Origin of the sequence: Pantoea sp. YU22 (assembly GCF_003970755.1) — a bacterium.
GTDB classification, from domain to species: Bacteria; Pseudomonadota; Gammaproteobacteria; order Enterobacterales; family Enterobacteriaceae; genus Pantoea; species Pantoea piersonii.
On record NZ_RYDU01000005.1, the window covers coordinates 189,695 to 216,339 of the forward strand.

Consider the following 26,645-nt stretch of genomic DNA (forward strand, 5'->3'; position numbering starts at 1 on the left):
GGAATTGCCTGAAATTTGCGCAAAACCTGCTTTATAAGTTGCTCTGCGCTGCTGAGTTGCGCAAAATGCCCCTCGCTCTGAGAGTTTAAAAAAGATCAATACTGCCTTTAAAAGACAGAGGCCTTAGAGCCAGCGAGAGACAACTATTTGAAACGCCTAAAATTAAACTATCTGTTTATCGGTCTTGTCACCTTGCTGCTGGCGATGGCTTTGTGGCCATCTGTCCCGTGGTACGGCAACGGACAGGATGCGATTTCCCAGATAAAATCACGGGGAGTGCTGCGTATCAGTACCATCAATTCCCCGTTGACTTACTACACCGTTAATAAAGCTCCGGCCGGTATGGATTATGAACTGGCGAAACGTTTTGCCGACTACCTGGGCGTTAAGCTCAAGGTTACGGTGCGTCCAAACCTCAGCGATCTGTTTGACGATCTTGACGACGGCAAGGCGGACTTGCTGGCGGCGGGTCTGATTTACAACGATGAGAGGCTGACGCGCTACAAAACCGGGCCGAGCTACTACTCCGTGTCCCAGCAGCTGGTCTATCGCGTCGATAAGCCGCGCCCGAAGATTCTCGGCGATTTGAAAGGCGAGCTCAGAGTCGCTTCCGGCTCAGCCTACCTTTCGTCGCTGAAAGCGGCGCGCGATAAACAGTATCCCGATCTTAACTGGGTTATCTCCACCGACCAGGCGCCTAAAGCCCTGCTGGAAGCGGTAGCCGACGGCAAGCTCGACTACACCATCGGCGACTCCGTTACCATCGCCCTGCTGCAGCGCATCCATCCGCAGCTGGCGGTGGCGTTCGACGTCACCGATGAGGAGCCGGTCACCTGGTATGTGCCACACAGTGACGACAGCAGCCTGGATGCCGCCATGCTCGACTTCTTCAACTCTATGGGCGAAGAAGGGGCGATGGCGCGCCTGGAGGAGAAGTATCTTGGCCACGTCGGCACCTTCGACTACGTTGATACCCGCACCTTTTTACGCGCTATTGACGTGACGCTGCCGGAGATCAAGCCGCTGTTTGAGAAGTATGCGGCCAGCATCGACTGGCGACTGCTGGCGGCAATCTCCTATCAGGAGTCGCACTGGAATCCGCTGGCGACCTCCCCTACTGGCGTACGCGGCATGATGATGCTGACGCGCAACACCGCCGATAGCGTGAACGTTGAGGATCGCACCGATATCGAACAGAGCATTCGCGGCGGCAGCCTCTATCTGCAACGCATGATGGAAAAAGTGCCCGACACCATTCCCGAGGAGGAGCGCATCTGGTTCGCGCTGGCGGCGTATAACATGGGTTATGCTCATATGCTGGACGCGCGCAAACTTACCGCGAAACAGGGCGGCAATGCCGACAGCTGGGCGGACGTAAAGCTGCGGCTGCCGATGCTGAGCCAGAAGCGCTATTACGCGCAGACCACTTACGGCTACGCGCGCGGTCAGGAAGCCTACAACTACGTGGAAAATATCCGTAAGTATCAGCTGAGCCTGGTGGGGTATCTGCAGGAGCAGGAGAAACGCCTTGCCCAGCGCTCCGCGCAGGAAGCGGAGCTGGGCAGCGGTTATCCGGCGGTCGAGCCGGAAATTGCGATGAACTGAGACTGGGGTATTCGCTCAGACGCGTCGCGCACCATCATTCCGTTCCGCGCTGCGCCTGACGCAGCGCTTTTTTCTGCTCGCGCCGCATGCGGAAAAAGTCGCTCAGCATTGCCGCGCATTCATCCGCCAGTACGCCACTCTGCAGCGTGATCTGATGATTCATGCCGGGATGGCCGAGCACATCCATAAGCGAGCCAGCCGCGCCGGTCTTCTCATCGCTGGCGCCGTAAACCAGCCGCCCGATGCGGCTGTGCACCATCGCGCCGGCGCACATCACGCAGGGCTCCAGCGTCACGTAGAGCGTGGTATCAAGCAGGCGATAATTTTCCAGCACCTTGCCGCCCTGGCGCAGCGCCATAATTTCGGCATGCGCGGTAGGATCGTGCTGGCCGATGGGCCGGTTCCAGCCTTCGCCGATAACGCGATCGCCCTGCACCAGCACCGCGCCGACCGGCACCTCGCCCTGCTCCCAGGCCATGCGCGCCAGCCGCAGCGCATGGCGCATCCAGTATTCGTCTTGAGATTGATTCACGCAGGCCCACTCCCGGCAGCAGCAAAGCGGCGCATTATAGCGATCCCGCGCGCAGATTCGAAGATGAAACCCTACTCCAGCTGCTGAAGTTCGCCGCGCGGCGTTACGCGCCAGCGATGCTGGCAGAAAAAGAGCAGCGGATTATCCTGCTTACTGTCGCTGTAGCCGCTGTAGAGCTGCAGCGGCGTGCCGATCTGCTCCTCAAGCTGAACCACCTTCTCATGGCCGAGACAGCGCATAGCGAGCACGCGGCCGCCCAGTCCACGCTGCATCTGGCTGGCGATCAGCTTCACGCGCGGCAGGAACGCCGAATCGTAGTAGACCTGCTCCACCAGCGACTGCGGCGAGCCGGTAATCAGCCAGACGTCGGCATCGTCGCTGCTCAGATAGTCAGTCAGACGCTGCTGCACCACCGGAAAGGCGGTCACGCGCTGACGGAACCACTGCGCAAACTCCGCTTCGCGCCGCAGCAGAGTACGCTCTGAACGGCCAAAAGTGATCGACCAGAGCAACAGACTCATCGGCCAGCGCGCCGCGCGCCCTTTAATCAGCAAGCCAAGCCCCACCACCGGCAACAGCGGCACCACCAGCAGTAAGTTAAGCGGCTGGCGCCACAGCAGGTAGCGCATAAAAGTGCCAAACATATCCTGCTGATGTAGTGTGCCGTCCAGATCGAAAAACACGACGCGACGTTGTGTACCTTTGGTCAAAAAACGCTCCTTCTAGTTTTGTTCTCCACCCTGCTCCTTATTGTAGCCATCAACCGCCGCAGCGGCGACGGCGGCTATTTTTAATTCCAGCTACTACAATGCCAGATGAATAGTTTATTCTTCAGCGGATATACGCATCTTGCGGCAGGATACTTAAACGAGGACCAGGCATGAGCTCATTGCTGCGCATTCGTCAGCTCTATCCGCGTCTGGCGCTAAACGAGCGCCGGCTGGCGGACTTTCTGTTGTCACAGCCGGATCGGGCGCGCCATCTCAGCTCGCAGAAACTGGCTGAAGAGTCGGGAGTGAGCCAGTCGAGCGTGGTGAAATTCGCGCAAAAGCTGGGCTATAAGGGGTTTCCCGCGCTTAAGCTGGCGCTGAGCGAATCGCTGGCGGATCGCGACGCCATTACCGTGCATAACCATATTCTTAGCGATGATTCGCTAAAAACAGTGGGCGAGAAGCTGCTAACCGAAAAGCTTTCCGCTATTCGCGCCACGCTCGATATCAACAGCGAAGAGAAACTGACCGAGACGCTGCACCTGCTGAAAAACGCCCAGCGCATCGTGCTGGTGGGCATTGGCGCCTCCGGACTGGTGGCGAAAGATTTTTCCTGGAAGCTGATGAAGATCGGCATCAATGCGGTGGCGGAGCAGGATATGCACGCGCTGCTGGCAAGCGTGCAGGCGATGCGTCCCGGCGACGTGCTGCTGGCGATCTCCTACACCGGCGAGCGGAAAGAGATCAATCTGGCGGCGCAGGAAGCCGCACAGATCGGCGCCTACGTGCTGGCGTTTACCGGCTTTACGCCCAACAGCCTGCAGCAGACCGCGACCCACTGTCTCTATACCGTGGCGGAGGAGCAGAGCACGCGCAGCGCCGCTATCTCCTCGACCACGGCGCAGCTGGCGTTGACCGATTTGCTGTTTATGGCGCTGGTGCAGAACGATCCGGAACGCGCTGCCAGCCATATCCGCCATAGCGAAGCGCTGGTGAAAAAGCTGAACTAAGCGGCGAACGCGAGTATAATGGCGCCGTTTTTAGCTGATCAGGTGAAATGATGGCGCTGCTGATTACCGCCAGATGCATTAATTGCGATATGTGTAACACAGCTCATTTTTATCATATATAACAGCAAATTGACAATTTGTGTTGTCCATTGCGTTGTACGTTTCCACTGTGCTCCTTCATCTATATGCATTTACCGCAACACAAGAATCATCCCCTTAACTGCTCATCGTGTTCTGTTCAGTGGTGATTTCGAGTTCACAAGGACAATTTCACTGTGATATATACTGTATAAAATCACAGTTAAAAGGTGTTCTTTATGGGGGATTCAAGGTTGTCGAACGTTGGGCGTATGTCAGAGCTTACTGAATTTGGCATGATCTATAGTGCGATGGGGAAATTGTTAGTGGTGGATTTTGTGATGAAGGATTCACTGACAGGACATATTGATGATCCACACCCATTTCCCGACATGTCGATCAGCATTCGCTCGGACATGGCTAGGAAATTGGCTGCGGAATTGTTGAAGTGTGCGGATGCAATAGACGAGGGAGCTAGTAATCCCAGCCTGAAATTTATCGATTAGCCCGGATGACGTTTTGCCTGACTCAACTTAATACACCCACCCCGCAGCCTGCCCAGAGAGGCGCGTCATCCCTATGCCGCCCTCGCCGGAGCTTTTTTTCATAATTTTCACTTACAGATTATTGCTATAACACAAATGTAATGACAAGATCCGCGCCTTAGCATTTTAGGAAAATCCTGATGTTTAACTTTTTCGTTCGTTACGTATCGGTTGGAGTGGTTAACACCTTGATACATTGGGCTGTTTTTGCAGCACTTTATTTCGAAGGCCTGTCGCAATCTAAGTCCAACTTTGCGGCCTTTTGCTGTGCTGTTACGTTTTCATTTTTTGCTAACGCAAAGTGGACGTTCAACTCTGAAGCGACAACTATACGGTACCTGCTTTACCTTTCCTTCATGGGTGGCATGGCAGCCGCGGTTGGAGCGTACGCCGATAAGTTACAATTGAGTCCTGTTATAACGCTCGTTGTATTTTCAGCAACCAGTCTGGTCTGCGGGTTTGCTTACTCTAAATACATAGTTTTCAGAGAAGGAAAATGAAGATTTCATTAGTCGTTCCCGTTTTCAATGAAGAAGAAGCAGTGCCAATTTTTTACCAAGCGGTTCGTCGTGACTTGACTGGATATGAGGTTGAAATCGTCTTCATTAATGATGGAAGTAAAGATTCAACAGAGAGCATCATCAATGCCCTGAGCATCTCTGATCCGCTTGTAAAAGCTATTTCATTCACCAGAAACTTCGGTAAAGAACCTGCCCTATTTGCAGGACTTGAGCATGCATCTGGTGACGCTGCAATCCCAATTGACGTAGACCTTCAGGACCCGATAACTGTCATCCCACAACTCATAGAAAAGTGGATAAATGGCGCTGATGTTGTTTTGGCTAAGCGCATAGATCGCAGCAAAGACGGTCATTTAAAGCGTAAAACTGCTGAATGGTTTTATCGCCTTCATAATAAAATCAGCTCTCCAGAAATTGAGGAAAATGTTGGTGATTTTAGGTTGATGTCTCGCGAAGTAGTTGAAAACATAAAGCTACTTCCGGAGCGAAACCTATTTATGAAAGGCATATTATCTTGGGTAGGCGGTAATGTTGACGTAGTCGAGTATTCTCGCGCAGAACGAGTTGCTGGCATATCTAAGTTTAATGGATGGAAATTATGGAACCTTGCGCTTGAGGGGATAACGTCATTTTCCACCTTCCCGCTTCGAATGTGGACCTACATTGGGTTTTGTGTCGCAGGCCTTTCTTTCGTTTATGGGGTGTGGATGATAATCGACAAAATTTTCTGGGGCAATCCCGTTGCTGGTTATCCTTCGATACTAGTGTCAATTCTTTTTCTTGGCGGAGTGCAGCTAATTGGCATCGGTGTTCTTGGAGAGTATATCGGAAGGATATATATTGAGACAAAGAAAAGACCAAGATACATAATTAAAACAGGAAGTGAAAATGAATAAAGAAATATGGAAGTCAATAAAACCTGAGGGGATTATTTTCATTGTTGTCCTGCTTGCTTTTTGCCCGGCATATTTATTCAGCTATGCATTTAATGATGATTACGCGTTGCTTGGTCAGGTTTTAGCCGGTTTCTGCGATACGTTTAAGTGGGATATAATGTCTGGAAGGCCATTGTTTGCTTATCTACGCTTAATGGCTTACAAAGTAAACATTGACTTGATGGACCTTGCTTATCTTCGCTATTTTTCTGCTATGTGCGCGGCAGGCTTCTCCGTTCATCTTTATATGTTCTTAAAAAGAAAATCGATTCTGGAATCAAATTTCAAAAGGGCTTTTCTGGCATTATCTCTTGGCTTACTACCAACCTTTCAGGTGTATACATCATGGGCAACATGCTGCGTTTATGTGATGGCTACTTGGTTGTCACTGATGTCATACGACTGCCTTTCTGGAATCAAGTCTCGTTACGCGGGTCGGCTTATAACTTCTTTTTTGTTAGTATCTGCTGCGTTCGCCATTTATCAGCCTGCAGGGATGGCACTTCTTGCTTTCGCATTTATCGAGGTTTGCCTTTCAGAAAAAAAGGTTGACGTTAAAAAATGCATTCTCTCGTTTGCGTTAACTGCTTGTGGGGTTGTAAGCAGTGCTGTCATGACTAAAATCATTCCACTGATGATGTATGGCGAGACGTTCCAGCGCGCGGCATTAACTCACGATCTTATTGGGAAGATGAAGTGGTTTGTTTCGGAACCAATGAGAATAGCTCTTTCGAACTATGACATAACCCTTTCCCTGTGGTATTTAGTTATTAGTATCATAGTGACGATCGTTGGTTTATTCTTTGTCTTCCGCTTAAGTGATGGAGTATGGAAACTGCTGCTTGTCGCAATGTTTGGCATAGGAAGCTTTAGTCTTAGCTTGATTGTTAGTGAATCTTGGGCGACATGGAGAACCATGCCTGGGCTAACAATTATTTTCACCTCATTATTTATAGTCGGACTGCTTTCAGTCTGTGACCGACTCCCAAACTTTGGTTCTACGCTCGCATGCGTTTTAGCCGCAGTGATAGCTGCCAGTTGTTCTTACAATATTGTCCGTGGGTTCGTTATTCCTCAACGCTCAGAGCTTCAGTCGCTTGCTGCTGAATTATCAAATAAAGTGAGCAAAGATTACTCAGGAAAAGTAATGATAGACATTACAAATCCTACTTATAATTCTTTTTCTAACGTGCAGCGAACGGATGAATTCGGAAATATTTCGTTAGCCAATGAATGGGCTCCGTGGGGCATGGCTTTATATTTAAAGAATAAAAAAGGCTTTTCATTTGAAATACCTTACAAACCAACAATTAACAACCCGAGTCAGTGTGTGGATAACTGCGTAATAATAAGCACGGGCTCTGCCATGTTAAAATCCACAACAGATTTTTAATGCTTTAGCGCAGTTCCCCTGCGCTAAATTACCATCTAAGGATGTTCCGGCCAAATAATTTCCGGCGCTTTACTGATATCTATAGCTTGAACTTGTTGATAATACTTCATCCATGTTGTCAGCAAGGCCTTATCTGAATCAGTAATGATCCCCAATATTAGCTGCGTCTGCCACGGCTGAGTGTTGGTATTTGCTTCAGCCAATAACGCAGACTTTATAGCCTTCGCGTCATCAACTGTAAGGAGAGCAGGTTTTGGCTCCCCCTGTATTACCTTTCCATCAACGTATTTTGAGTCTTGCCCAATAGACTCGAAAACGTCATCGTTAACTTCCTGAAGCTGAGCTAATATATATCCTTCCGCTTCCAGTTCGTTTACCGCGACCATCATTCCGGTAACGTAGCCGTCGTCATCAGTCTGAACAAAATATCGAATAGGGAGCGGCACAATCTCTTCAGTTGCCTGAACTTCGTTGATTTCATCAGTCATTTTTTAATTACCACACAGCCAAAAGGTTAACGTTTAAAGCCGCGCCATTGTTGAAGATACCGCAGTTATTAGCCCCAATGCCATTCAGCCAGCACTGGAAAGCGCCATTAATTGCGGTGACGAACACTGCAGGCGCTGCTGAAAATCCAGCTGGGAATGTCCATGTAGTTGTAGTATTTGCCGCAAGTGTCAGGTTCTGTCTGCACCACTGCCCACCACCGGGCATTTTTGTCCATGCCCCATTTCCATTAGTCCCTGACTGAAACTGATCTAGCCTAACAGCATGCGCCGCTGAGGTCGCACCACCAACAGAAAATTGAGTGAACTGATTCCCAGCAAGAGCGGCATAGCCCTGTAAAACAAAATTCAGGCGGTCATTGTTAACGCCATATGAACCCGTGCCATTATTCGCCATCTGAAATGACTGGCTGGCATCACCGTTCAGACCAGCCTTCAGCTTCAACCCAGAATTAAGAAGAGATACAGGAACTGCAGCATTGTTATCGTCCGGCGCACTTGCGACCCTAAAAGCCTGAGTTGAAGAGCCTGATTTGAGTGCTAGTATTGCTCTAACGGCTGCTAAAAGCTGATCATTTTTATTTCGATCAAGAATGATTCCAGCAGCCTCAATCACACTACTAATCTCCTCCTGAACTGAATCAAAAAAAGGAGCATCAAGGGCAGTGGGAAGCTCTCCTGTCTGCGGGTTCCCGCCCGTAAATCCGTTCTTACCGGCACCAAACTTATCTTTCTGGGCTGTAGGTGTGTCAATACGATGCATAATTACTCCAGGTATTTGAAAATTACATAAGTGTGCGACGGAGCCAGCTTCGTCAGTACGCATTCGGCAATGGTGTCGCCCCACATGCGCAGACTGTCGGTGCTGTTGCTGATAGCCGTCATATCAGTGATCTGCGTAGCGGCTGGCATGTTAACCTGCCAGTAGTAACGCCAGTCGTCGCTAAAGAGTGAATCAGTGCAGTCAGACAGGCAGGTAAACTGGCTTTTGTTGTAGCGGGTGATTGTGACGCCGGTGTAACCCAGAGCCTCAAGCTGAGCCAGATAAAAAGCTTCGTTGATGCCACCTGCCAGATTGAGCTTTGCATCAAGACGTTGACGCCGCTGCTGCAGGGTCTGCACGCCCGGCGGTGCGCAGCTGTCAGGCAGTCCGCTGATATTTTCATAACGGTCAATCAGCTCAGTCACTGAGCGCGGGTCGGTTTCCAGCATCAGGGCATCTGCGCGCCCATGCACCGCTGCCAGTGAGGGAGCAAATCCGGTTAGCATCAGGTCATCACTGTCCCACGCAGGGCCGCGAGGCAGCAGCGCACCCAGCATCTGCCGGTACTGCGCCGTTAAGTCCATGATATTGTCCCCACCACGCCCACCTCACCTTTCGCGATGGTGACATCAGCTGCCGGGCTGACCAGCGTGTGGCTGTATTCACCCGTTGCGATGCTGATAGCCTCACTGATGCGTGATGGCTTCAGCACGCTGTCCGGCCCGCCATCGCGCAGCATCATCGAACGCAGTTCAGCCTCAACGGCATACCGCACCGCCGTGGTGTCCGGGTTCAGCCGAATCTGGAAATTAACCGTGTGAGCCGCTGGAGCAAAGACGTAGATATCTGCACCGGCCACCGGGGCCAGCGGTTCAATGTACGCTTTGACAGCAGCCACCGTGGCGGCGTCGGGGATAGGGTTTATCAGGTCGCTTTTTGCCACCATGACGCCCACCGTTCCCCGTCCGCTCCAGTGCCGGTAAGTCCAGGCGCGTGTGATGCCCGGCACCTCTTTAGCCCATATCTCATAATCACCGTCAGCGCCGCCCTGCGGGGTCCAGTACCATCGCTCGATGATGCGTGCCCGCCAGACTTCGAGGTCTTCAGCATCCGCGCCCCCCTGAATGCTGTCGGCCACTCCCGCAGACGTCAGGCCGGTGATAGGGCTCACCAGTCGCATCGCCAGACCATCATCAGTATTGCCGGACTTTCCAGCCGCATCACAGATAACCGGTACGCGCAGCAAGCCCCCTGCTGACGTGGCCGCTGCTGTTGTGGTGTAGGAGGTCAGATCATCACGCTGGATAGTCATACCGGCCGGAACGGTTATATCTTTTGCAGTAACGTCCCAGCGCACGTATCCTGCAGCCGCTGTAGCCGCTTTGCGCGGGCATCGCTTCATGTTGGCATGCCGCGTCAGCCATTCCTCATCTGCCAGGTCAGGCAAAAGGTTACGTGCCAGATAATCGATATAGCCATAAACGGTGTGTACCGCCGCTGCCTGAACGCGCCCATAAACTTCAGCGTCGTTGCGGCGCAATGCCGCCAGCGTCGAATCAGCTGCCAGTCGGGTAAGAATATCGTTGCGGACGGTGGTGATTAACTGAGGGAGTGTCGGGCGGGTAAATCCACTGTCAGCCATTAAGTTCACTCCATAAATCGTCAAAGGAAAATGCCGTGCGGTTGCCGTCTTTCTGGCTGATAACTACTGAGGCACTGAGTGTGTTAATGCCGGTGCGCTCAGCCTTCACGTCCACCCTTATCGCTACGCCGTCATCCACCAGCCACTGAAGCGCCTGACTGATATATTCACGCGCTTTGAGCGGCGTTTTATTGGTGAGTTTCTGTCGGCAGAGAAGATAAAGGCGGGAACCGATGCGGTCATTCTGCACGGTAGGGAAGCTGTCGCCCCACCAGCCGTTATCCTGCTCCGGGTTATCGTCAGGCTCAGCCTTTCGCCAGGAGAACAATGAGATAATGACAGCGCGTGTCAGAGGATCAGGTGTCCACTTCACATCACGCTGGACGCCATTAATCATAACTATCATGACGCCTCCATTTTCTGCGTGGGCGCGTCGGTAGTGCCGCCACCGTAGCCGTTCTCTTTGTGCGTGTGACCGTTATAGGCTATGCGCATGGCTGACATGGTCAGCCCGGAAGAATCGCACCTGTCTTTGATTTCGCCGGTAGATTCGATGTCCATTTCAAACCGGGCCTTTGGCGCGTTGGTAAAGGTGATCGGCTTGCCTGCGCCATTGACGACAATTCCTGAGCGGGTCAGCGTCACCGACTGCCCCTGATCGTCATATACCGCTACTTCGCCAGACGTCAGACCTTTGATACGGAATCGACGGTCAGAGACAACCAGCACAACGCCGTGTGATCTGTCACCATCAAAGTAAGCGGCAACGGCTTCAGCGCCAGTGAGCGGCGCGGCGGTGAACCCGTATGGCTCCATGTGCTCAATGTCGCTTTTTCCCTCGCCCCCGGCCATTTCAACCTGAAGCATCTGACACTTTGTGGCCGTGCTCAGTCCGCGAACCACCGCACGCGCCAGCAGGTTTGACAGCGCACGGCCAATGCCTGAAATCGGGTTAGCCATCAGAAATCATCCTCTTCTTTCTTTTTCTTGCGCTTGCCGGGTTTCTCTGGCTCAGGGAGATAAGCATCCGGAGGTCCTACGCGGATTTCGGTTATGGTGCCGTTTTCATCCTGCTGGTAGGTCACCTCGGCGATCACCATCTGGCGATTGTTAAAACCCAGAACGGGGTCAAAGACGATCACCTGCAGGTTTGGCAGCCAGAGTGAGCCGTCACCCTGCCGCCAGCCCTGCACGGTGTAGGTCACCTCATCGGTGCGTGCAGCACGCTGGCGCATCTCAAATTCTGCACGGGCGCTGCAGGTTGCCGTAGTAGCGTTGCCGGTCTGGCGAATAATCATCGGGCGGTAGCGCTTCAGGCCGCCATCTATAGTCTTTGAGCGGATGGCCGTAGTTGTGGCCTCGCCAAAGTCGTCGTCGTTCCCCTTGCGCTGACCGGACACCTGATAGTCGCTGAACCGGTCCCGGATGCTTTTCTCGGTGTCGCACGAAAGAATATTTTCACCCAGCACCAGTGCAGTGTGTGCCTGCTGACTGCCAATGCCGCCGATAACAAGATTCCCCAGCGCGTTGTCATATGCCAGCGCCTGCTGCAGCCCGAGCATTTTATTCAGCACGTCCATGACCGTTTCGCCCTGGTCGGCCTGAATGCCCTGAAGCGCACCGGACGCACCTCCCGCATCCAACACCTTTATGCTGAATGGCTTTGCCAGCTCGGCGGCCACCTGCGCCAGCGAACGACCGGCATACTGCGACGGCGTGGCTGAGCAGTCGATGAGGTCAGCCGTTTTGCTGCGCCCTGATATCCCCACGTTGATGCTGCGTGCGTCATACCGGACAGGTGTCGCCTCGATATAACCGGTCAGCACCTTGTCGGTGCCTATCAGGACTTCAACGAGGTCACCGTTTTTGATGCGGGTACTGCGCACCGCCTGGTCGGTATCGCCGGGCCAGCTGCGGGTAATCTCAACGGTAAAGTCGCGGGCGATACGTTCAATACCTGCGGCGATCCTGACCGAAGTCCAGCCGCCCCACTCCTGACCGTTTACCCTTAAAATAACTGTGTTATTCATCGTACCGGCACCCTCAGTAACTGAACCGGCACGAAACCGGGATGGCGGATGCCGTTACGCGCCGTGATGTCACCTGCTCGCGATGCGGAGTCGAACCAGTCTGCGGCCAGCACCAGCGCGGGCATGACCTGCGAAGGTGTGCGCTCCGTCATGCGCTCGACCTGCTCCAGGCGGGCTGATATATCGCGGTTAACGTCTGTTCTTACCGTCACCAGTGCCTGATAAAGCCCATCATCTGAAACGCGCTCCATTTCAAGGTCAATGGCCTCATTGAGACTGTCACGCACCTGCGCAAGGTCATCCCATGAAATAATTGAGCTGTTATCCAGAGAGGTCGTCACGCCAGATGATGCGGAAACCGTCGCGGTCGCTGACGTATCAGTATCTGAAGCGGCATTACCAGAGTCGGGCCGAATATTGCTGACGGCTGGATGTGATACCAAAACCGGCTGCTGGGGGTCCTGCTGGCGCGTGACGGTGCGGATTGCTGGCTGCGGAAGGCTTATGACGGTGGCAGCTGCCTCGCTGATAGCCGTGGTGCGTAACGCCTGCGCCACGTAATTTCGCTGTGTGGTCTGCGCCTGAGCAGTTTTGCTGTCCGTTTTCCACACTCCACGCGGTGCAAGACCGGAATCAACCGTGACACCGGTCAGGCCCTTAATCATCGACATGAGGTCAGAGGCATTGCCGGTCAGCCGCGTTCCGGCGCGCCACATGGTCTGCAGGCGGTTAACAAAGCTCATGCCACTGGATGGCGGTTTAAGCAGCACCGATAAATCCCCCTGCATCAGTCGGGATGCAGCGCTGATGCCAGAGTCAACATACTGAAAGGCACTGGTCACAGTACTGAACATTCCCGCTGCATCATCCAGCACGCCGTCCTGCAGGAAGTCCGGCATGCCGTCCATACCAAAGGCACCGAATGCTGATGATATGGCATCATCAAGAAACGAAACGGAAGAGGATAATTTCTGGCCGGTTGCCAGCCCCGCGGTCGGGAAAGACAGTTCGCCGGACTCTACAAAGCTGAAGCTGACGCGGCACATGCGCCCTTCGCTCTGCGAGTGACTGACCCGCACGGCATCATCTACAACTACGGTCATTTCGCCGTAATAGGGATGAACCAGCGTACATGATCCCGGCTTTTCAATAGCCTCAATCAGCCGGTTGCGTTGCTCAAAGAAATCATCGCCAATCAGGTAGGCCTGAACGCTGAAGCGGCGAGTTGCCCGGCCTAAATCCTCCGCCCACGGCTTATCGCGGTTCGGATACTCATGCACCTGCACGCGACGGCCAAATGTTGCCTCATCGCTGTCCACCTTAAATGCGATGCCACGCAGTGAGGCATCCTGCAGATTATCTTTCCAGGCCATGACTTACTCCGGACATAAAAAAACCCGCCGGAGCGGGTTATTGGTTCGAGAATCGGCTGTATCCAACATCATAACTAAGCCAGGGAGTTGCGCTACCAGCTGGAGCAGCAACACGCATTCCCGGCGGCGCATTCTCAAAATTGACCTTCAACTCTCCTGCTTGCGGTCGGCCAGCAGAGGATGGGCGATCAAGACCCACTTTAGGATCGTACCGACCTTCAGGAATAGGATTATCCATCCCGAGTATTTCACGGAGCCTCGGGAAGAAGCCGTTATAACCCCGCTCCCGTTCTTGTGACTGCATCCGGTTAACCAGAAACTCACCCTTACTTACGCCTTGGGCATTTGCCTGCTTGTCCAAATCCTGCAGCTGCTTCAGGAGTGAGATTGCTATGCCAATCGTAATGGTCATTGCGCCGAGGCGGCTGATTTTACCCAGCAGGCCAGACAGTGAACCTGCCAGATTTACCGCCTGCTGCAGAGAACCGATAGTTTTAATGGCGAAAGAACCGGCCATTACCGCACCGATTCCCTCAATAACGGTCTGCCACCCCCCCATCTCCTGAGCAACATTGTCTATCTCAGTCCAGACCTGCTTAACGACCGGGCCAACCTGATCCCAGTTGTTAATTATCAGCAATGCACCGGCAGCAAGAGCAGCGATAGCCAGTTTGGCAGGGGACAGGTTCATTACCATATTAAGCACTTTAAAAGACTGCGAGACAGCCCCGACAGCCGCACCCACTGCAATCAAAGAGATGGCAAATTTCGCAACCGATCTGACCAGCTCGGGGTTGTCTCTGACAAACTTTTCCGTCTGTTTTATGTAGGGCATGAGTGCAATAACACCCTGCTTAAGATGCGGCGTAAGGGCATCACCCAGCGCCAGGCTTACAGCAGTTATGCCGTTCTGCATCAGTGTGAGTTTGTTTTCGGTAGTGTCTGCGCGGGAGTCATACTCCTTCTGCATTGATCCAGCATACTGCTGGGCATCCGCAACCTTATCGAAGTTTTTGCGTAACAGGTCGAGATTAGTAAGCAGTGGTGCAATTGATTTAGCTGATTCCCGCCCAAACAACCACTCAAGTGCTTTTGACTTACTGGCTTCAGGTAGCTTATTGAGCCCCTCAAGCACCTTCAGCATGGTTGCTCTTGAATCCTTCACCATCCCGCTGGCAAGCGACTTAGACGTAAACCCGATTTGCTTCAGAACTTTTTTTGCATTGCCACTGCTCGCATTAGACAGTGAAAGCATGAAGTTCTGGATACCAGTGCTGGCTACTTCAGACTGAACACCCATCCCTGCGATGGTGGCACCCAGCGCGGCAAGATTGCCCGTAGAAACGTGGTTCACCGCCGCAAGAGAGCCCACGCTGGTGACTATTTCAGAAATTTTAGCTGCGCTGGCAGGCCCGGTATTACCAAGGTAGTTCACCTTGTCCGCCAGGCCGACAACATCTTTCTGCGTCATTTTGAAAGCGGTTCGCCAGGTGGCCATCATCTGCCCGGACTCTTCCGCAGTCTGGTCAAACGCAATACCCATCTTGGCCGCATCTTCCGCAAACCCGACAAGCTCATTTCGGGCAATACCTGCCTGCCCAGCTGCAGCAACAATCTGACCGATGCCGTCGGCTGTGATCGGTAGCTTCGTTGACAGGTCAATAACGTCCTGGCTCATCTTCCTGAAAGCGTCAGCGTTATCAAGGCCGTCAACGACCTTGCGGATATCAGCCATCGTTGATTCAAACTTAATGGCCTGATTTACGGGGATAGCCAGCGCACCCAGAATGGATGCGCCAATAGCTGTTGCCCCGACAGCAAGCGATGAGAATTCCTTCTGAAACCCTTTTAACTGGCGCTGCATCCCTTTCATCGGGCCGGTGAGCTGGTCTACGGCCGTGATGATAGCCTTTAACTGAAAGCTGTCAGCCATTCTTTATTTCCTCGCTTATGCGTAATGCCTCTTCCTCAAGCTCCAGAAAATCGGAAAGAGCTGACCGCTTCAGTTCAAGAGGGTTTATTCGCCAGAAGTGAGCGACGTTGTAACATCGCTGCCGGAGATTTCTCCCGCTCCCGAGCCGGTAAAAAAACCCAGAATCGTCATTGAGGCTTTGAAAATATCAATCTTCGCCATCTGGCTGGCAGACGATCGAGGGACCCCGGCCAGCACCGGGATATAGCGCAGTGATACTGAACTGTCGATTTTGATATTTCCTTCACTGCCAATGGTGAACGGAAAGCCGATTTGTTCGATCTCGTCAAACGATGGCTCACGCAGTTCCAGCACATGAATAGTCTCACCATGCGCCGTAATGGGTTTTGAAAGCTGAAGTTCACTCACTGATAGAATCCTTCTGAGCCGTGGAATTCGAGGTCAACCGTACCCTCTTCCGCATTGTGGTTGGCTTCACCGAACTGGAAAGCTTCAGACAGCACGTAAACCATGCCGTTAGCCAGTTCGGCGGTGATGGTCATCTGGTCTGAGTCCATCAGCTTGGTGACCGGAAACGCTTTCGGCACCTTAAAAGTGCCTTTGACGTAAGGTGCGCGGTGCGTCTCTTTGTAATCCACGTCACCGGCCAGGCCGATCACGTCATCACGCACCCTGGTGTTCATCGGCACCTCAATGCCGCCGGTCAGCGACAGCTGCTGGCCGTCCACCTTGACGTATGCTGTACCCGCAATCTTTGACATTACGCGCTCTCCTCGCTGTATTGCAGACGGAACTGATTAAGCAGCGCAAAGACGCGCAACTGGTTAACGTAATCCGGAGGGAACAGGACATCCACGCGGGTCGGGTCGCTTACGTTGCGTTCAACCACCAGATGCTGCCTGAAGAGATCGAAGTTCTCCACAATGCCTGCCCGCTCCATGGAGCGATAGCTGGCGCACATTTCACCTTTCAGCACGGCAGGCGTTACGATAGCCTGACCCGGCCCGAAGCGCGTTCCGTCATTTGCCAGCTTATGGCGCGGGTACTTACTGGTGATGATGCTTTTCAGCTGCCGGATAACGTAGGCGCTGGTATGCAGTGTTTCACTGTCCAGATAGCTGTTGTCTGCCACGCCGTAGGCGTTGCGCTGATAGGTGGTAATGTCGCGCTGAATGCGCAGCACGCCGCTCTCGGCGTACGCTGTGGCGATACCATGCTTCAGCAGGGACTGCTGCTCAGTCAGGGTAAAGCGGCTGCCTGCCGGTGCCGGTAATGCGCCTGACAATTCACCGGTCTGCGTCGGGCGTGCCGGATCAACGCGGATAAACACGGCGTTACGGGCGGTGCGCAGTGCAACCAGCTCATCCGCTGCCGTCTGAACAGCAGGCTCATAACCGGCTACGGTAATGTGTTGGTTGTTCATGGTGTCGCCGAAGGCCACCAGGTCAGACAGCGTGCCGATTTTTGCCGTGTAGACGTGGCCGTAAAGCTGACGTGCATAGCCCCAGCGTCCGGAAGAGTCGTTCATTTCCAGTGCCAGCGTCGCCAGCGAGGCGGAATCACTGAACGGCGTGCCAATGAAGTCAAACGGCTCGTCACCCATCGCGGCCACTGTTGCAGCCAGTGACGGTGAGCCCGTACCGCCAGACATCGCGGCAATTGCAACGTTAACGCCGTCAGGGGTGGTTTCACTTCCCGCAGTGCCGTAGTAGTTCAGCGCCAGCGGAATGCTGTTGCCGGTAATGCCTTTGTGACGGGCTGTGAGCGTGACAACGCCAGCTGCTGCGGCGGCGGTCACCGGCAGGTCAGCATTAGCGTTAATGGCAGCGGCCAGCGTCGCGGCCACGGCTGCCGGAGCGTCGCCGGTCACCACGGGGGCCTGGACCCGTACCGCGCCGATATACAGGCTGAGCGAACCTGAAGCCTGAGCATTGCCGGTCAGCGTCACGGTGCCTGTGGCGGCTTCGCCTTCCGGCTCGGTCACTGCGATAACCCATAGCTCACCAAACGGATCGACAGCGCGATAGCGTGCCACCATACGGGCCAGCTGGCTGCCACGGCCTGCAACCCTGCCCGCCAGCGCGGCAGACGGCATGATGGTGAGTTTATTTTTTGTGATGGTGCTGTCGGCTGAGGCGAAGCCAATCAGCAGCGACGGGCCGCTGCTCTGTGTGGTGTTCGCTTCGCTGTTGTCCATCTCCGCCCAGAACAGCGGTACGCGGAGGTCTGACGGAATAGTGGGGAACGAGACTGACATTATTCACCGCCCTTTTTCTTGGGGTCAGCAGCAGGCTTTTCTTTTTCCGCGCTGACTTCTTCGACATCACCATCCGCAATGCGGCGGTGCCAGTAGCTGCTTTCTTCGACGTTCCGGCCTTCTGAAGGCAGCAGATCGCCCCGGACAGGGTCAGGAACTGACCGCCCGCGCTTGGGTCTGATTTGCATGATTTACTCGCTGAGGTTGATTTTGGTGTGGTGCTCAATGATGCCGTCAGGACCGTTGCCCGGTTCGATGTAATCAACGTCGATTTCCACCGTTTTCAGCTCGTCCAGAGCGTTAAGATCATCCTGCTGGCGCGTGTCTTCTTCGGTGATTTCCCGCGTCAGCATGAATTCGAACTGGTAATAAAGGCGGCCCCGGTCCATATCCAGCAGCTGACCGCCGGAATACGCCACCGGGCCTGCGTCGGAATCAGGCTCCCAGCCTAGAAGCGCCTTCCAGATTTGCTGCCGGACATCGTGCACGGCGTCATACCCGGCTGCCTGACCGCGCTCGTCGCGCGTATTGTCCAGCACCACGACTACCGCAAAACCTTCAGTCACGTTCTGCCAGTAGTCAGTCAGGGACTTCTGCTCAGCGGTGACGTCTTCGGTCGGCACCACATACGCCGCCGGCAGACGCATCTTTCCTGTTTCAGGGATGGCTTTAAATTCAGCCGCCCCGGCGACGTTGCCCGCGAACATCGGACATCGCGCCCGGAGTGCAGCGATCACCAGTGATAGTTTCATTTCTTTTTCCTTTCAGGCCGCAGGGAGGTTCGCAGCGCACGACTAAGGACGTAGCGCGTCCACGTTTTGCGCGCCTCCAGTACCTCGGTCATGTAGTTTTTACGCGGAGCAACGCGCCAGCCATTACCGCCGGATTTTCCTTTGTGGTGACTCTTTTTGCGTTTAGCGCCACGCTTGACGCCGTAGAACAGAAACGCCGGGTAGAAGTCACCCTCAATGAGGCGGTTGCCTTCGCCCCGCTTCTGGTTTGGCGCGATACGTACCATCAGGCCCGGACGGCTTTTTGATGCGCGGGGAACGTAATAGCCGATAGACCGCGCCAGCCTGCCGGTTCTGAATCCCGGATACTCGCCCGGAGCAGAACGGCCACGCCGCATGACCAGACGCCGTGCATCACGCATGTGAACCTGACCAATATGAATGAACGCGCGGCGCATTTTAGCCCGGTTAAAAATGAGGTCTTTAGGCTGCTGAAAATCGACGTGCAGAAGCGGCTTAGCCATACATCTCTCCTTCACGCCCCACAGCGCCCAGCTCCTCGCACTCCAGCAGCAGATAGCGACCCGCAGAGTTGAGGTCGCGCAGGCGCTTAACGCGATACACGCACCCGCTGTAAACCACCTCAAAATCGGAAGTGATGCCCCGGCGATAACGGATGGTCATGTAGTGGGTAATGGTTTCATCAGCCTGAACGGATTCATGATAGGTGGTGGCCCCCACCTGCCGGACCTTCGCCCACACATCCTTTTCATTCTGATAGACCGGTTCTGTGCCGTAATCCGCTGCCGCCAGGTCGATGCGCTGGCGCAGGTGAATGCGCTTATTAAGTTCACCGGGGTCGGGCAGCGTGAATATGGCACTGGTGTTTGATGAGCGTCGCTGCATGCTAATACCCCGATACCGGCAGACGTCGCGAATAGAGCAGGAACTCAAACGCCTGGGGCGTCTCCGTCATCTCCAGCTCTGAAACTGAACTACGATGCTCATACCAGTGGCTGACCAGCATCAGCAATGCAAGCCGGATATCTTCAGTAATAATCATGCCATCGGTATCCAGCGGTGCAATATCAGCCACCGTTTTATACAGATTACGGTTGAGATAGGTCACCGCCTTTGCCTCGGCGGCCAGAGCAAAAAGCTCAAGCAGCCGATCTTCTTCCGTGAAGTCGCTCTCCAGTCGGCACTGCTGTTTGATTTCTTCAAGTGTCAGCAGCATGGTAACGCCTTATTTTTTAGTTTTTTCTTTCGCCTCAGCTGCCGCTTTCGCTTTGGCTTCCGCGTCCGCTTTTTCTCTGGCTTCTGCCTCTGCCTGAGCCTTAGCATCGGCTTCGGCTTTTGCTCTGGCTTCAGCTTCAGCTTTTTCCTTCGCTTCAGCTGCCGCTTTCGCTTTGGCGTCATCGTCAGCCACTACCCGCGCGTAACCTTTTTTCACCAGCTCGCGGCCATGCTGCTCCGTGGTTTCAATCGTGCCGCCTTCAGGAACGACAACACCTTCGTGATAGTTGGGCCGGACAAGAGTCAGTTTCATCGTGCTTTCTCCGTGAAGCGGCCCGCAGGCCGCCGTGATGGGTTACGCGCCAGCCGGAGCAGGAGCGGTGAACGAGCCATAAATGAAGGCTTCAGGGCGCTTAACCGCCAGCGCCAGACGCTCTTCGCAGCGAATTGAGATCATGTTTTTCTCAAAGTCGTCGGCGTTCTCAGTTGAGATGACCACGTTGGCCTCTTCACGATCAAAGAGCTGTGCGGCAGCATTGAACGCACCGGTAAGGAATTTCCCTTGGAATGCGGCAGTTTCGGTGGCCACAACTGGCAGCCCCCAGAGTGTCGGGCCGGTCAGCGCAGCCGGATTTGCCAGGATATAGCGGCCCAGCGTGTCTTTGGTCAGCTCGATTTTGGCCCAGTCGATAAAGTGCAGAATGTGGCCCGACGCAGGGAAACGCGCCAACTGTGCCTGAAGCATCGCCAGACGCAGGTCATCAATACCGCTCTGATTTGCGACTTCGAACGCGGCCTCAAACGCGGTGGCCTGAGGTACAATGCCGTGCAGATGTGCGCCTTCGGTGCCGTCGCCAAAAAGAATCTCCTGCTCTTCGACATACTTCAGGCCGAAGCGCATTTCTGCATCGATGGTTGACTGAAGCTGCGGCATGTCGTCAAGGATTTGCTTCGCGGCTTTGAACATGTGAGCGATAGTGACTACCGGCGTGATTTTGGTGGCAAACTTGATGCCGCTGTACGGCTTGGTCGTGCCCTCAGGCACCACTTTTGCGGCATTGGTAAAGCCTGTCTGCTGCACCCAGAAAATAGCTGGAGACGAGGTGCGACCGGGGGCAATCAGATCGCGGATAAACAGGCGCTGTTTTGGCTGCGTATCAATACCCGGCAGGCGCTGTGGCTCAACAACACCATCGGCAACGTCCGCTGAAAGCAGTGCAGCATTAACCGGAATGCTCAGGCGGCGGTTTCCCTCAATGCTGGCGGCGAAAGACTTGAGCGCTTCGCTGCTGATCACGGTCTGACCGACGGTTTCGATGACCTTTTTTGCGTTAGCCAGTGGCATCTGCGCAACGTGCTGTTCCAGATCGCCCAGCGAAGCTTTCAAGGCCTTGTTAGCCTCCGTCAGCGCGTTAAACTCAGTGGCGATTTTGTCTACAGCTTCCTTGGTCTGGGCAGACAGCTGGCCGGAGTTTTTTGCTTCTTTAAGCGCATCTTCAGCTTTCTGACTGAAGGTGCCGGAGACCTCTTCCAGCTTTGCAGATACTTTTTTCAGTAACTCATTTACATCTGACATGGTAATTCCTTATTTGCCGAACGCGGCCAGCGCGTTTTGAAGTTGAGCAATGTTTTCGGGGTTGATTTCGTCGGTAGCGCCCGGCATACCTTCAGGGGTGGCAGCAGCGCCAGGCTTGCCGCCGGTTAATGCTTTAAGAAGTTTTCGACGCTCGGAGCGCGGCGCATCGGTTTTTGCCAGCATCGCGTCCAGCTTGCGCAGCGCAGCCGCCGGACTATCGTCGCCGTCAGAAATCTCATCTGCCGCCAGCAGGCGATCCGCAAAACCTTTTTCAACCGCATCGCTGCCGCCGATATAGGTTTCAGCATTCATCATCGCGTCGATGGTGGCGGCATCCAGACCGGTACGCGCGCCATAGATATCGTTCATTGCCTTATCAAAAGGCACCATGTCGGCCGCAATCTGCTGCAGGTCGTGACGATTGCCCATCGCATACACCCAGCAGTTATGGATCATCAGGAAAGCACCCCGACCAATCTGGACCTCATCACCGGCCATCGCGATAATCGACGCAGCAGAAGCGGCGAGGCCCAGCACTTTAACGGTGACTTTCCCTTCGTATTCACGCAGCAGGTTGTAAATCGCCAGGCCTTCAAACATGTCGCCGCCGGGCGAATTGATATTCACCGTCACGTCAGCACCGCCGATTGAGCGGAGCGCCGCCGCGATGCGGCTGGCGGTAACGCCGTCGCCGTACCAGTCAGCGCCAATTACGTCGAACACGGAAATGCTGTTTTCATCACTCTTTGCGGCTTTGATACCGCCGTTCCAGCGCTCCATTGCAGAGGACGGCAGGTCGCGATTTTCGCGCGCAAAAGGCCGCCCCTCCGGCGCTGCCGGAAGACTTTTAACTGTCATTGGGGTTGCTCCTAAGCCGCCTGTTTAAGCGGTGATTGTTCGAAAGGAATGTCCGGGAAAACGGCGTTGTGAACTTCACGCAATAGTGTGGCCCTTGCGGTGGTGCTGTTTTTGCGTAAGTCTTCAAGCGGTGTCAGATTCAGCTGCACGGTGTAGATATCACCACCCTCAATCGGCGGCAGATTCTCCAGACGGCGCACGTCATTACGGGACATCCAGCCGTTCTGCAGCGCAGTGGTGTAATAAGCGGAGCGTCCGGCGCTGTCGGCACGAAGCAGGCCTTCAACGGAGAACTCAGCAAACAGGTCTTCATCACCGTTCAGCAGGCAGCGTGAAATCTCCTGCTCAATGTTCACCAGCATCGGGCGCAGCGTATTCGTCAGGAACAGCAGGTTCATGCCTTCAACGCTCGACGCCCAGCTGCTCTGCTTATCAACGTGACCCACCATAAACGGCGGCACGCGGAACCAGCGGCAGATTTCCTCAATGCTGAATGATCGTGACTCCAGCATCTGAGCATCTTCAGGGTTAAGGGTAATGCCCTGATAGGACATGTCACCCTCAAGGACCATCACCTTGCCCGCGTTTTTTGAACCAACGAACCGGTTGAGGTTTTCGCGGTTTTTCTGGCGCTGCTCTTTGGTCAGCAGGTTCTTTGACAGAAAGAAACCTGACGTCTGAATACCATTTTCAAAAATTTTTGCGGCTGATTCTTCGACCGCCATCGCTGCGCCAAACACGTCTCGCCCGGTGCGCATCGGCATCATTCCGCATACACCATCCAGTCCAAAACCCCGGATGTGCATCATATTTTTAACCGGGATGATGCGCGGTACGCCCTTCTCTGTGTATGTGTACTGCAGTTCGCCGCTGTCCAGCCGCTCCACCTTCATGCTCTGGGGAAGCAGCGGAACCAGTGAGACCAGCCTGGTGCCGATCATCTTTTTCTCAACGTAGGCATTACCCCGCAGACAGATACTGGCAACGACCATCAGCATGAAGCGCGATGGCGTCATTTCGCTGTTCGGGCGGCGGCACAGCAGCTGATAGGCCGGATGATTGAGCGCCAGCTTGCGCGAGCCGTCAGCAGCACGTTCGTAAATCTTCATCGGCAGGGTTGAAACTGACTCGCTCAGCAGGCGCACGCAGGCCCAGACAGAGGCCAGCGCCAGCGCTTTCTCGGCTGTCACAACCTTACCGCTGCTGCTTGTGCCGTACCACTCCTGCCAGAACGCAGCGTCATTAAGCCCAATCGACTCACCGAGCCAGTTCACAATCGCGCTCTTGATGCGACCCGGCTGTTTTTTTTCCTTCATCAGATACCTACCATGATCGGGTCATCAAAAAAATCATCAGGATCGCCGCTGTCCACCAGCACCGCATCCTCCGCTGCGCCGATTGCCATAGCCGAAGCCACCACGCCATCGATGCGGCCGGTGCTTTTCTTTTTGGCAAATATGCGGTTGTCCTTCTGATCAGCCTCAAGCACCGCACAGGCGGCATTCCAGCGCAGGCAGGGATTGGGCCTGATAGTCAGCACCCGGTTATTGAGATGCTCCTCAAACAGCTCGATAGAGCGCGGCATCCATAGCCCGGACTCCTGAGCCTTGTAAAAGCCCTGACCGTGAGGAACAAGGTCAACGCTCACAGACTCGCTTTCCAGCTCGGGCTCCAGATACTTAATGCGGTACTGGTCAAACGCGATGCACTTAATATCGTATCTGGCCGCCAGCTCACCGATGCGCACCGCCACGAAGCCATAATTGACCGCCTTGCCTGGCGGCGCGTGAATAAAGCCGTTACGCAGCCAGGCGTCATAGGGAACGTGGTCCGTTTTGGCGCGCTCAAGCAGAGAATCTTTTGGCGTCCAGAACTCAACCAGCAGTTTTTTGGATTTCGGGAAGTAAAGCGCCAGCGCCGTCAGGTCACGGGAGCCGGACAGGTCCAGACCGCCATAGCACTCTTCGCCTGCCAAATCTTCGGGGTCAAAGTCCTGTTCGCAGTTCATCCAGGTGTCGCTGTCAATCCACGGGTCGGACGCCTCCACCCACTGGCAGAAGTTCAGGCGGCGGACGATGCTCTCTTTTGACGGCATGCCACGCGCCTGTGTCACCTGCTCCCGAAGATATTTGTCAGTGAAGGTCTGGCCCAGCGAAGGGTTAGCCTTCCCCCAGCAGGATTCGTCCTTAAACGGGTCGTCGCCTTCATCCAGCGAACAGATGAAGCTGAAAAAGCTGTCATCCTCCAGGTCTCCGGCGGCAACCTTCCGCCCGTACTCATGGTACTCATAGCAGACGCTGGTTTTATCGTGGCCGCTGTTGGTGATCAGAAACATCAGGGCCTGACGGCGGCCTTTAGTACCGGCACGCATCATCTCTACAACGGCGTTTGTTTTGTGCTCGTGCACTTCGTCAATCAGTGCGCCATGCGGGCGCGGCCCTGACTGACCATCATCTGAACTGATCGGCTTGAAGAAAGAACCCGTCTGCAGGAACGCGAGGTTCCACACGTTCAGACCGGTGCCGGATTTAGTAATGCGCTGCGCCAGCGCGGGCGACTGATCGACCATCGTCACCGCATCGCGGAACAGGATCATCGCCTGGTCTTTTTTCGTGGCCGCCGCGTAAACTTCGGCGCGGGGCTCTTTGTCTGCCATCAGCAGATAAAGACCAACTCCGCCCGCCAGTGGCGATTTACCCGAGCCCTTACCGGACTCGATATAGCTCATGCGAAAGCGGCGCGTGCCGTCTTCCGCTTTCCAGCCGAACAGGGAGCCAACAATGAAACACTGCCACGGCAGCAGGATGAAAGGTTTCCCCTCATGTTCACCGCCATTCAGCTTCAGAACCTGAGCAAAGAAGTTAACGACGCGCGTTACCGCTTCAACATCCCAGAACAGGCCGCGCTTCGGACCCTCTTCCAGATCGCGAAGGTGACGGGCACAGGCGGCTCGAATGTCCGGACCGGCAATAACCGCACCACTGGTAACGTCCATTGCGTACTGAGTCGCCGGATCAACCGAAGAACTGGTTGAGCGGGTCTTCTTCTTTTTCTCCATCATTCACGTTCACCTTTGACCGGGCAGCCGGTGTCAGGCCGAACTCTACCAGGTAGCTTTTGAATCGCCGGTCTGCATCAGCCAGCATTGAAACAGCCGGGTTGGCTTTTATCAGAAATCCACCTTCGGTCTGGACCGTGTAGGTTCTGCCCTCATCCGCAATTGTGATCCGCAGCTGAAGAATGTCAGCGTAAATATCGCAGAGCCTTTCCAGCGCCAGCACATCGGCAACGGTCAGCACGCCCATCCCGTCGAGCAGGACAGTCAGCTTTCCCCACGCTACCTTTCCCCAGTCAGTGAGGTGTGCCGGCGGGCTCGGGATTTCTCTTGCGGGTGAAGGTTCTTTGTCGTTGAGTTTTCGCTTGCCCGGATTGCCGGTAACGACCTTAAGGTGGGTCGGTTTTGGTCGTCTACCGGCCATAAAAACCTCCCAGAAAAAAACTTTTCATTTCGCGGTTGTGCATAAAAAGGGGGGCGGGCGGTCAGGAGGTCGCTATCCCCTGAACTCTGCACCCGCCCTCCCCGGTGATGATGATAATCGCTCTCATCTGGTCGAGACCCCTCTCATTCATGATGGGGAGTGATATTCATTCTCATTTGTGCCAATGGGATGACGGATCGAGGGGCAGGCCATTCTCATCGCACCCTATAACGTGACCGCGCTTTTCTTCGCGCTGCTTGGTCGAGTCGTGATGCTGCTTGCAAAGAGGTTGCCAGTTGGCTTTGTCCCAGAAGAGCTTCTGAGCCTTCGCTATCTCGTCCTGCTTGCCACCATTGATCGCTTCCTTCAGCCTGTGCGGCTTGATGTGGTCAACCACAGCTGCTGCAACTGCCCTGCCCTGACGGTGACACATGAAGCAGAGAGGATGTGACTTTAGGAAAGACAGCCTGGCTTTGTCCCACCTACTGTTATAAATGCGTAGTTCTGACATGACTAAACCCAATTAAAACAGCGATATTTAATTTCTGATGTAAACTATAACTCAGCGCAACTAAGTGTTGCGCGGGCTGTCCATTCGTTAACTATCTTAGGAGCATAATCATGAAGGCAATAATTCTATTGGCTTCCATTTTACTTGCTGCTTCAACTTCAGGTTATAGCAGCGCCGACCCATTATTATCCCCGAGAACAGATATTTTGGTTTTTAATAGTGAGGGTGTAAAAGTTGTCAAAACTGGAATGAATGTTTCTGGTGGTTGCACGCCAACTAAGACTTACATTGAATATTACAAGTGCAACGATAATATATCAAAATCAAGTACATGTAGCGTTTGGACTGATATGGAAGGTAAGCAATGCAGAGTGACCTGCGAACCACACACTTGCCCTGCAGGAATCTAATAATAATATGA

At 54.1% G+C, this 26,645-nt stretch carries 33 protein-coding genes; 7 read left to right on the forward strand and 26 right to left on the reverse strand.

What is annotated here, in order from left to right; translation table 11 throughout:
* Positions 1-147 precede the first annotated feature (147 nt).
* Positions 148-1,605 carry a membrane-bound lytic murein transglycosylase MltF gene (gene mltF, locus EKL29_RS10195; protein ID WP_126689559.1) on the forward strand — a complete coding sequence of 486 codons (1,458 nt, stop codon included), beginning with the start codon at positions 148-150 and terminating at the stop codon, positions 1,603-1,605.
* A 34-nt stretch (positions 1,606-1,639) separates the two neighbouring features.
* On the opposite strand, the gene tadA is transcribed toward mltF, so the two are convergent.
* A complete protein-coding gene (gene tadA, locus EKL29_RS10200; RefSeq protein WP_120457498.1) occupies positions 1,640-2,137 on the reverse strand; it encodes a tRNA adenosine(34) deaminase TadA in 498 nt (165 codons plus the stop codon).
* Positions 2,138-2,208: 71 nt separating this feature from the next.
* A complete protein-coding gene (gene yfhb / locus EKL29_RS10205) occupies positions 2,209-2,847 on the reverse strand; it encodes a phosphatidylglycerophosphatase C (protein WP_120457497.1) in 639 nt (212 codons plus the stop codon).
* A 170-nt stretch (positions 2,848-3,017) separates the two neighbouring features.
* Between yfhb and EKL29_RS10210 the strand changes: the two genes are divergently transcribed.
* The 5 genes from EKL29_RS10210 (at position 3,018) to EKL29_RS10230 (ending at position 7,329) form a co-directional block, all read left to right on the forward strand.
* Positions 3,018-3,857 carry a MurR/RpiR family transcriptional regulator gene (locus tag EKL29_RS10210; RefSeq protein ID WP_120457495.1) on the forward strand — a complete coding sequence of 280 codons (840 nt, stop codon included), beginning with the start codon at positions 3,018-3,020 and terminating at the stop codon, positions 3,855-3,857.
* 350 nt (positions 3,858-4,207) lie between these two features.
* Positions 4,208-4,441, forward strand: a complete 234-nt coding sequence (locus EKL29_RS10215; protein ID WP_126689560.1) for a hypothetical protein — start codon at positions 4,208-4,210, stop codon at positions 4,439-4,441.
* A 179-nt stretch (positions 4,442-4,620) separates the two neighbouring features.
* Complete coding sequence (locus tag EKL29_RS10220) at positions 4,621-4,980, forward strand: GtrA family protein (protein WP_311779003.1); 360 nt, start codon at positions 4,621-4,623, stop codon at positions 4,978-4,980.
* Entirely contained in the window at positions 4,977-5,897 is a 921-nt protein-coding gene (locus EKL29_RS10225; protein ID WP_126689562.1) for a glycosyltransferase family 2 protein, read from the forward strand. Before EKL29_RS10220 ends, EKL29_RS10225 begins: the two co-directional genes overlap by 4 nt.
* Positions 5,890-7,329: a heme biosynthesis HemY N-terminal domain-containing protein gene (locus tag EKL29_RS10230; protein ID WP_126689563.1), complete on the forward strand. Its 1,440-nt coding sequence runs from the start codon at positions 5,890-5,892 to the stop codon at positions 7,327-7,329. The genes EKL29_RS10225 and EKL29_RS10230 overlap by 8 nt, the downstream gene beginning before the upstream one ends.
* 35 nt (positions 7,330-7,364) lie before the next feature.
* On the opposite strand, the gene EKL29_RS10235 is transcribed toward EKL29_RS10230, so the two are convergent.
* From EKL29_RS10235 to EKL29_RS10350, 24 genes are all read right to left on the reverse strand, one after another.
* Positions 7,365-7,817, reverse strand: a complete 453-nt coding sequence (locus tag EKL29_RS10235; protein WP_126689564.1) for a tail fiber assembly protein — start codon at positions 7,815-7,817, stop codon at positions 7,365-7,367.
* A 7-nt stretch (positions 7,818-7,824) separates the two neighbouring features.
* Entirely contained in the window at positions 7,825-8,598 is a 774-nt protein-coding gene (locus tag EKL29_RS10240; protein ID WP_126689565.1) for a hypothetical protein, read from the reverse strand.
* 2 nt (positions 8,599-8,600) lie between these two features.
* The gene (locus tag EKL29_RS10245) at positions 8,601-9,182 is read right to left on the reverse strand and encodes a YmfQ family protein (RefSeq protein ID WP_126689566.1); all 582 of its coding nucleotides are present in this window, start codon (positions 9,180-9,182) and stop codon (positions 8,601-8,603) included.
* On the reverse strand, positions 9,173-10,240 hold the full coding sequence (locus tag EKL29_RS10250; RefSeq protein WP_126689567.1) for a baseplate J/gp47 family protein: 1,068 nt from the start codon (positions 10,238-10,240) through the stop codon (positions 9,173-9,175). Before EKL29_RS10250 ends, EKL29_RS10245 begins: the two co-directional genes overlap by 10 nt.
* Entirely contained in the window at positions 10,233-10,646 is a 414-nt protein-coding gene (locus tag EKL29_RS10255) for a phage GP46 family protein (RefSeq protein WP_126689568.1), read from the reverse strand. The genes EKL29_RS10250 and EKL29_RS10255 overlap by 8 nt, the downstream gene beginning before the upstream one ends.
* Positions 10,643-11,200 carry a phage baseplate assembly protein V gene (locus EKL29_RS10260; RefSeq protein ID WP_126689569.1) on the reverse strand — a complete coding sequence of 186 codons (558 nt, stop codon included), beginning with the start codon at positions 11,198-11,200 and terminating at the stop codon, positions 10,643-10,645. Before EKL29_RS10260 ends, EKL29_RS10255 begins: the two co-directional genes overlap by 4 nt.
* Positions 11,200-12,270: a phage baseplate assembly protein gene (locus EKL29_RS10265; RefSeq protein WP_126689570.1), complete on the reverse strand. Its 1,071-nt coding sequence runs from the start codon at positions 12,268-12,270 to the stop codon at positions 11,200-11,202. Before EKL29_RS10265 ends, EKL29_RS10260 begins: the two co-directional genes overlap by 1 nt.
* A complete protein-coding gene (locus EKL29_RS10270; RefSeq protein ID WP_126689571.1) occupies positions 12,267-13,643 on the reverse strand; it encodes a DNA circularization protein in 1,377 nt (458 codons plus the stop codon). The genes EKL29_RS10265 and EKL29_RS10270 overlap by 4 nt, the downstream gene beginning before the upstream one ends.
* 37 nt (positions 13,644-13,680) lie before the next feature.
* Positions 13,681-15,576 carry a phage tail tape measure protein gene (locus EKL29_RS10275; RefSeq protein ID WP_126689572.1) on the reverse strand — a complete coding sequence of 632 codons (1,896 nt, stop codon included), beginning with the start codon at positions 15,574-15,576 and terminating at the stop codon, positions 13,681-13,683.
* 84 nt (positions 15,577-15,660) lie between these two features.
* Positions 15,661-15,984 carry a phage tail assembly protein gene (locus EKL29_RS10280; protein ID WP_126689573.1) on the reverse strand — a complete coding sequence of 108 codons (324 nt, stop codon included), beginning with the start codon at positions 15,982-15,984 and terminating at the stop codon, positions 15,661-15,663.
* Positions 15,981-16,337, reverse strand: a complete 357-nt coding sequence (locus EKL29_RS10285) for a phage tail tube protein (protein WP_126689574.1) — start codon at positions 16,335-16,337, stop codon at positions 15,981-15,983. The genes EKL29_RS10280 and EKL29_RS10285 overlap by 4 nt, the downstream gene beginning before the upstream one ends.
* Positions 16,337-17,833 carry a phage tail sheath subtilisin-like domain-containing protein gene (locus EKL29_RS10290; protein WP_126689575.1) on the reverse strand — a complete coding sequence of 499 codons (1,497 nt, stop codon included), beginning with the start codon at positions 17,831-17,833 and terminating at the stop codon, positions 16,337-16,339. The genes EKL29_RS10285 and EKL29_RS10290 overlap by 1 nt, the downstream gene beginning before the upstream one ends.
* On the reverse strand, positions 17,833-18,021 hold the full coding sequence (locus EKL29_RS10295) for a DUF2635 domain-containing protein (protein WP_126689576.1): 189 nt from the start codon (positions 18,019-18,021) through the stop codon (positions 17,833-17,835). The genes EKL29_RS10290 and EKL29_RS10295 overlap by 1 nt, the downstream gene beginning before the upstream one ends.
* Positions 18,022-18,024: 3 nt before the next feature.
* The gene (locus EKL29_RS10300; protein WP_126689577.1) at positions 18,025-18,585 is read right to left on the reverse strand and encodes a hypothetical protein; all 561 of its coding nucleotides are present in this window, start codon (positions 18,583-18,585) and stop codon (positions 18,025-18,027) included.
* Entirely contained in the window at positions 18,582-19,088 is a 507-nt protein-coding gene (locus EKL29_RS10305; protein ID WP_126689578.1) for a hypothetical protein, read from the reverse strand. The genes EKL29_RS10300 and EKL29_RS10305 overlap by 4 nt, the downstream gene beginning before the upstream one ends.
* Positions 19,081-19,470, reverse strand: coding sequence for a phage head closure protein (locus EKL29_RS10310; RefSeq protein WP_126689579.1), 390 nt, complete (start codon positions 19,468-19,470; stop codon positions 19,081-19,083). Before EKL29_RS10310 ends, EKL29_RS10305 begins: the two co-directional genes overlap by 8 nt.
* A 1-nt stretch (position 19,471) precedes the next feature.
* On the reverse strand, positions 19,472-19,801 hold the full coding sequence (locus EKL29_RS10315; RefSeq protein WP_126689580.1) for a head-tail connector protein: 330 nt from the start codon (positions 19,799-19,801) through the stop codon (positions 19,472-19,474).
* Between the two features lie 9 nt (positions 19,802-19,810).
* Positions 19,811-20,113 (reverse strand): hypothetical protein, encoded by a 303-nt coding sequence (locus EKL29_RS10320; RefSeq protein ID WP_311779004.1) that lies wholly within the window; start codon positions 20,111-20,113, stop codon positions 19,811-19,813.
* Between the two features lie 42 nt (positions 20,114-20,155).
* On the reverse strand, positions 20,156-21,376 hold the full coding sequence (locus tag EKL29_RS10325; RefSeq protein ID WP_126689581.1) for a phage major capsid protein: 1,221 nt from the start codon (positions 21,374-21,376) through the stop codon (positions 20,156-20,158).
* A 9-nt stretch (positions 21,377-21,385) separates the two neighbouring features.
* Positions 21,386-22,234, reverse strand: a complete 849-nt coding sequence (locus EKL29_RS10330) for a head maturation protease, ClpP-related (RefSeq protein ID WP_033755925.1) — start codon at positions 22,232-22,234, stop codon at positions 21,386-21,388.
* 11 nt (positions 22,235-22,245) lie between these two features.
* Entirely contained in the window at positions 22,246-23,550 is a 1,305-nt protein-coding gene (locus EKL29_RS10335; RefSeq protein ID WP_126689582.1) for a phage portal protein, read from the reverse strand.
* The gene (locus EKL29_RS10340) at positions 23,550-25,295 is read right to left on the reverse strand and encodes a terminase large subunit (RefSeq protein WP_126689583.1); all 1,746 of its coding nucleotides are present in this window, start codon (positions 25,293-25,295) and stop codon (positions 23,550-23,552) included. Before EKL29_RS10340 ends, EKL29_RS10335 begins: the two co-directional genes overlap by 1 nt.
* On the reverse strand, positions 25,249-25,713 hold the full coding sequence (locus EKL29_RS10345; protein WP_126689584.1) for a phage terminase small subunit P27 family: 465 nt from the start codon (positions 25,711-25,713) through the stop codon (positions 25,249-25,251). Before EKL29_RS10345 ends, EKL29_RS10340 begins: the two co-directional genes overlap by 47 nt.
* Before the next feature lie 172 nt (positions 25,714-25,885).
* Positions 25,886-26,224: an HNH endonuclease gene (locus EKL29_RS10350; protein ID WP_126689585.1), complete on the reverse strand. Its 339-nt coding sequence runs from the start codon at positions 26,222-26,224 to the stop codon at positions 25,886-25,888.
* Between the two features lie 110 nt (positions 26,225-26,334).
* Between EKL29_RS10350 and EKL29_RS23100 the strand changes: the two genes are divergently transcribed.
* Complete coding sequence (locus tag EKL29_RS23100) at positions 26,335-26,634, forward strand: hypothetical protein (RefSeq protein WP_126689586.1); 300 nt, start codon at positions 26,335-26,337, stop codon at positions 26,632-26,634.
* Positions 26,635-26,645 lie beyond the last annotated feature (11 nt).

What these genes read in the sequence shown, in the direction of transcription:
- EKL29_RS10300 (WP_126689577.1), bottom strand. Translation starts at nt 18,585, where the DNA reads ATGAAACTATCACTGGTGATCGCTGCACTCCGGGCGCGATGTCCGATG.
- EKL29_RS10285 (WP_126689574.1), bottom strand. Translation starts at nt 16,337, where the DNA reads ATGTCAAAGATTGCGGGTACAGCATACGTCAAGGTGGACGGCCAGCAG.
- EKL29_RS10350 (WP_126689585.1), bottom strand. Translation starts at nt 26,224, where the DNA reads ATGTCAGAACTACGCATTTATAACAGTAGGTGGGACAAAGCCAGGCTG.
- EKL29_RS10240 (WP_126689565.1), bottom strand. Translation starts at nt 8,598, where the DNA reads ATGCATCGTATTGACACACCTACAGCCCAGAAAGATAAGTTTGGTGCC.
- EKL29_RS10225 (WP_126689562.1), top strand. Translation starts at nt 4,977, where the DNA reads ATGAAGATTTCATTAGTCGTTCCCGTTTTCAATGAAGAAGAAGCAGTG.
- EKL29_RS10210 (WP_120457495.1), top strand. Translation starts at nt 3,018, where the DNA reads ATGAGCTCATTGCTGCGCATTCGTCAGCTCTATCCGCGTCTGGCGCTA.
- EKL29_RS10245 (WP_126689566.1), bottom strand. Translation starts at nt 9,182, where the DNA reads ATGGACTTAACGGCGCAGTACCGGCAGATGCTGGGTGCGCTGCTGCCT.
- EKL29_RS10215 (WP_126689560.1), top strand. Translation starts at nt 4,208, where the DNA reads ATGTCAGAGCTTACTGAATTTGGCATGATCTATAGTGCGATGGGGAAA.
- EKL29_RS10235 (WP_126689564.1), bottom strand. Translation starts at nt 7,817, where the DNA reads ATGACTGATGAAATCAACGAAGTTCAGGCAACTGAAGAGATTGTGCCG.
- EKL29_RS23100 (WP_126689586.1), top strand. Translation starts at nt 26,335, where the DNA reads ATGAAGGCAATAATTCTATTGGCTTCCATTTTACTTGCTGCTTCAACT.
- EKL29_RS10305 (WP_126689578.1), bottom strand. Translation starts at nt 19,088, where the DNA reads ATGGCTAAGCCGCTTCTGCACGTCGATTTTCAGCAGCCTAAAGACCTC.
- EKL29_RS10310 (WP_126689579.1), bottom strand. Translation starts at nt 19,470, where the DNA reads ATGCAGCGACGCTCATCAAACACCAGTGCCATATTCACGCTGCCCGAC.
- EKL29_RS10295 (WP_126689576.1), bottom strand. Translation starts at nt 18,021, where the DNA reads ATGCAAATCAGACCCAAGCGCGGGCGGTCAGTTCCTGACCCTGTCCGG.
- EKL29_RS10265 (WP_126689570.1), bottom strand. Translation starts at nt 12,270, where the DNA reads ATGAATAACACAGTTATTTTAAGGGTAAACGGTCAGGAGTGGGGCGGC.
- EKL29_RS10275 (WP_126689572.1), bottom strand. Translation starts at nt 15,576, where the DNA reads ATGGCTGACAGCTTTCAGTTAAAGGCTATCATCACGGCCGTAGACCAG.
- EKL29_RS10270 (WP_126689571.1), bottom strand. Translation starts at nt 13,643, where the DNA reads ATGGCCTGGAAAGATAATCTGCAGGATGCCTCACTGCGTGGCATCGCA.
- EKL29_RS10230 (WP_126689563.1), top strand. Translation starts at nt 5,890, where the DNA reads ATGAATAAAGAAATATGGAAGTCAATAAAACCTGAGGGGATTATTTTC.
- EKL29_RS10315 (WP_126689580.1), bottom strand. Translation starts at nt 19,801, where the DNA reads ATGCTGCTGACACTTGAAGAAATCAAACAGCAGTGCCGACTGGAGAGC.
- EKL29_RS10290 (WP_126689575.1), bottom strand. Translation starts at nt 17,833, where the DNA reads ATGTCAGTCTCGTTCCCCACTATTCCGTCAGACCTCCGCGTACCGCTG.
- EKL29_RS10335 (WP_126689582.1), bottom strand. Translation starts at nt 23,550, where the DNA reads ATGAAGGAAAAAAAACAGCCGGGTCGCATCAAGAGCGCGATTGTGAAC.
- EKL29_RS10340 (WP_126689583.1), bottom strand. Translation starts at nt 25,295, where the DNA reads ATGATGGAGAAAAAGAAGAAGACCCGCTCAACCAGTTCTTCGGTTGAT.
- EKL29_RS10345 (WP_126689584.1), bottom strand. Translation starts at nt 25,713, where the DNA reads ATGGCCGGTAGACGACCAAAACCGACCCACCTTAAGGTCGTTACCGGC.
- EKL29_RS10255 (WP_126689568.1), bottom strand. Translation starts at nt 10,646, where the DNA reads ATGATAGTTATGATTAATGGCGTCCAGCGTGATGTGAAGTGGACACCT.
- EKL29_RS10260 (WP_126689569.1), bottom strand. Translation starts at nt 11,200, where the DNA reads ATGGCTAACCCGATTTCAGGCATTGGCCGTGCGCTGTCAAACCTGCTG.
- EKL29_RS10320 (WP_311779004.1), bottom strand. Translation starts at nt 20,113, where the DNA reads ATGAAACTGACTCTTGTCCGGCCCAACTATCACGAAGGTGTTGTCGTT.
- EKL29_RS10220 (WP_311779003.1), top strand. Translation starts at nt 4,621, where the DNA reads ATGTTTAACTTTTTCGTTCGTTACGTATCGGTTGGAGTGGTTAACACC.
- EKL29_RS10325 (WP_126689581.1), bottom strand. Translation starts at nt 21,376, where the DNA reads ATGTCAGATGTAAATGAGTTACTGAAAAAAGTATCTGCAAAGCTGGAA.
- EKL29_RS10330 (WP_033755925.1), bottom strand. Translation starts at nt 22,234, where the DNA reads ATGACAGTTAAAAGTCTTCCGGCAGCGCCGGAGGGGCGGCCTTTTGCG.
- EKL29_RS10250 (WP_126689567.1), bottom strand. Translation starts at nt 10,240, where the DNA reads ATGGCTGACAGTGGATTTACCCGCCCGACACTCCCTCAGTTAATCACC.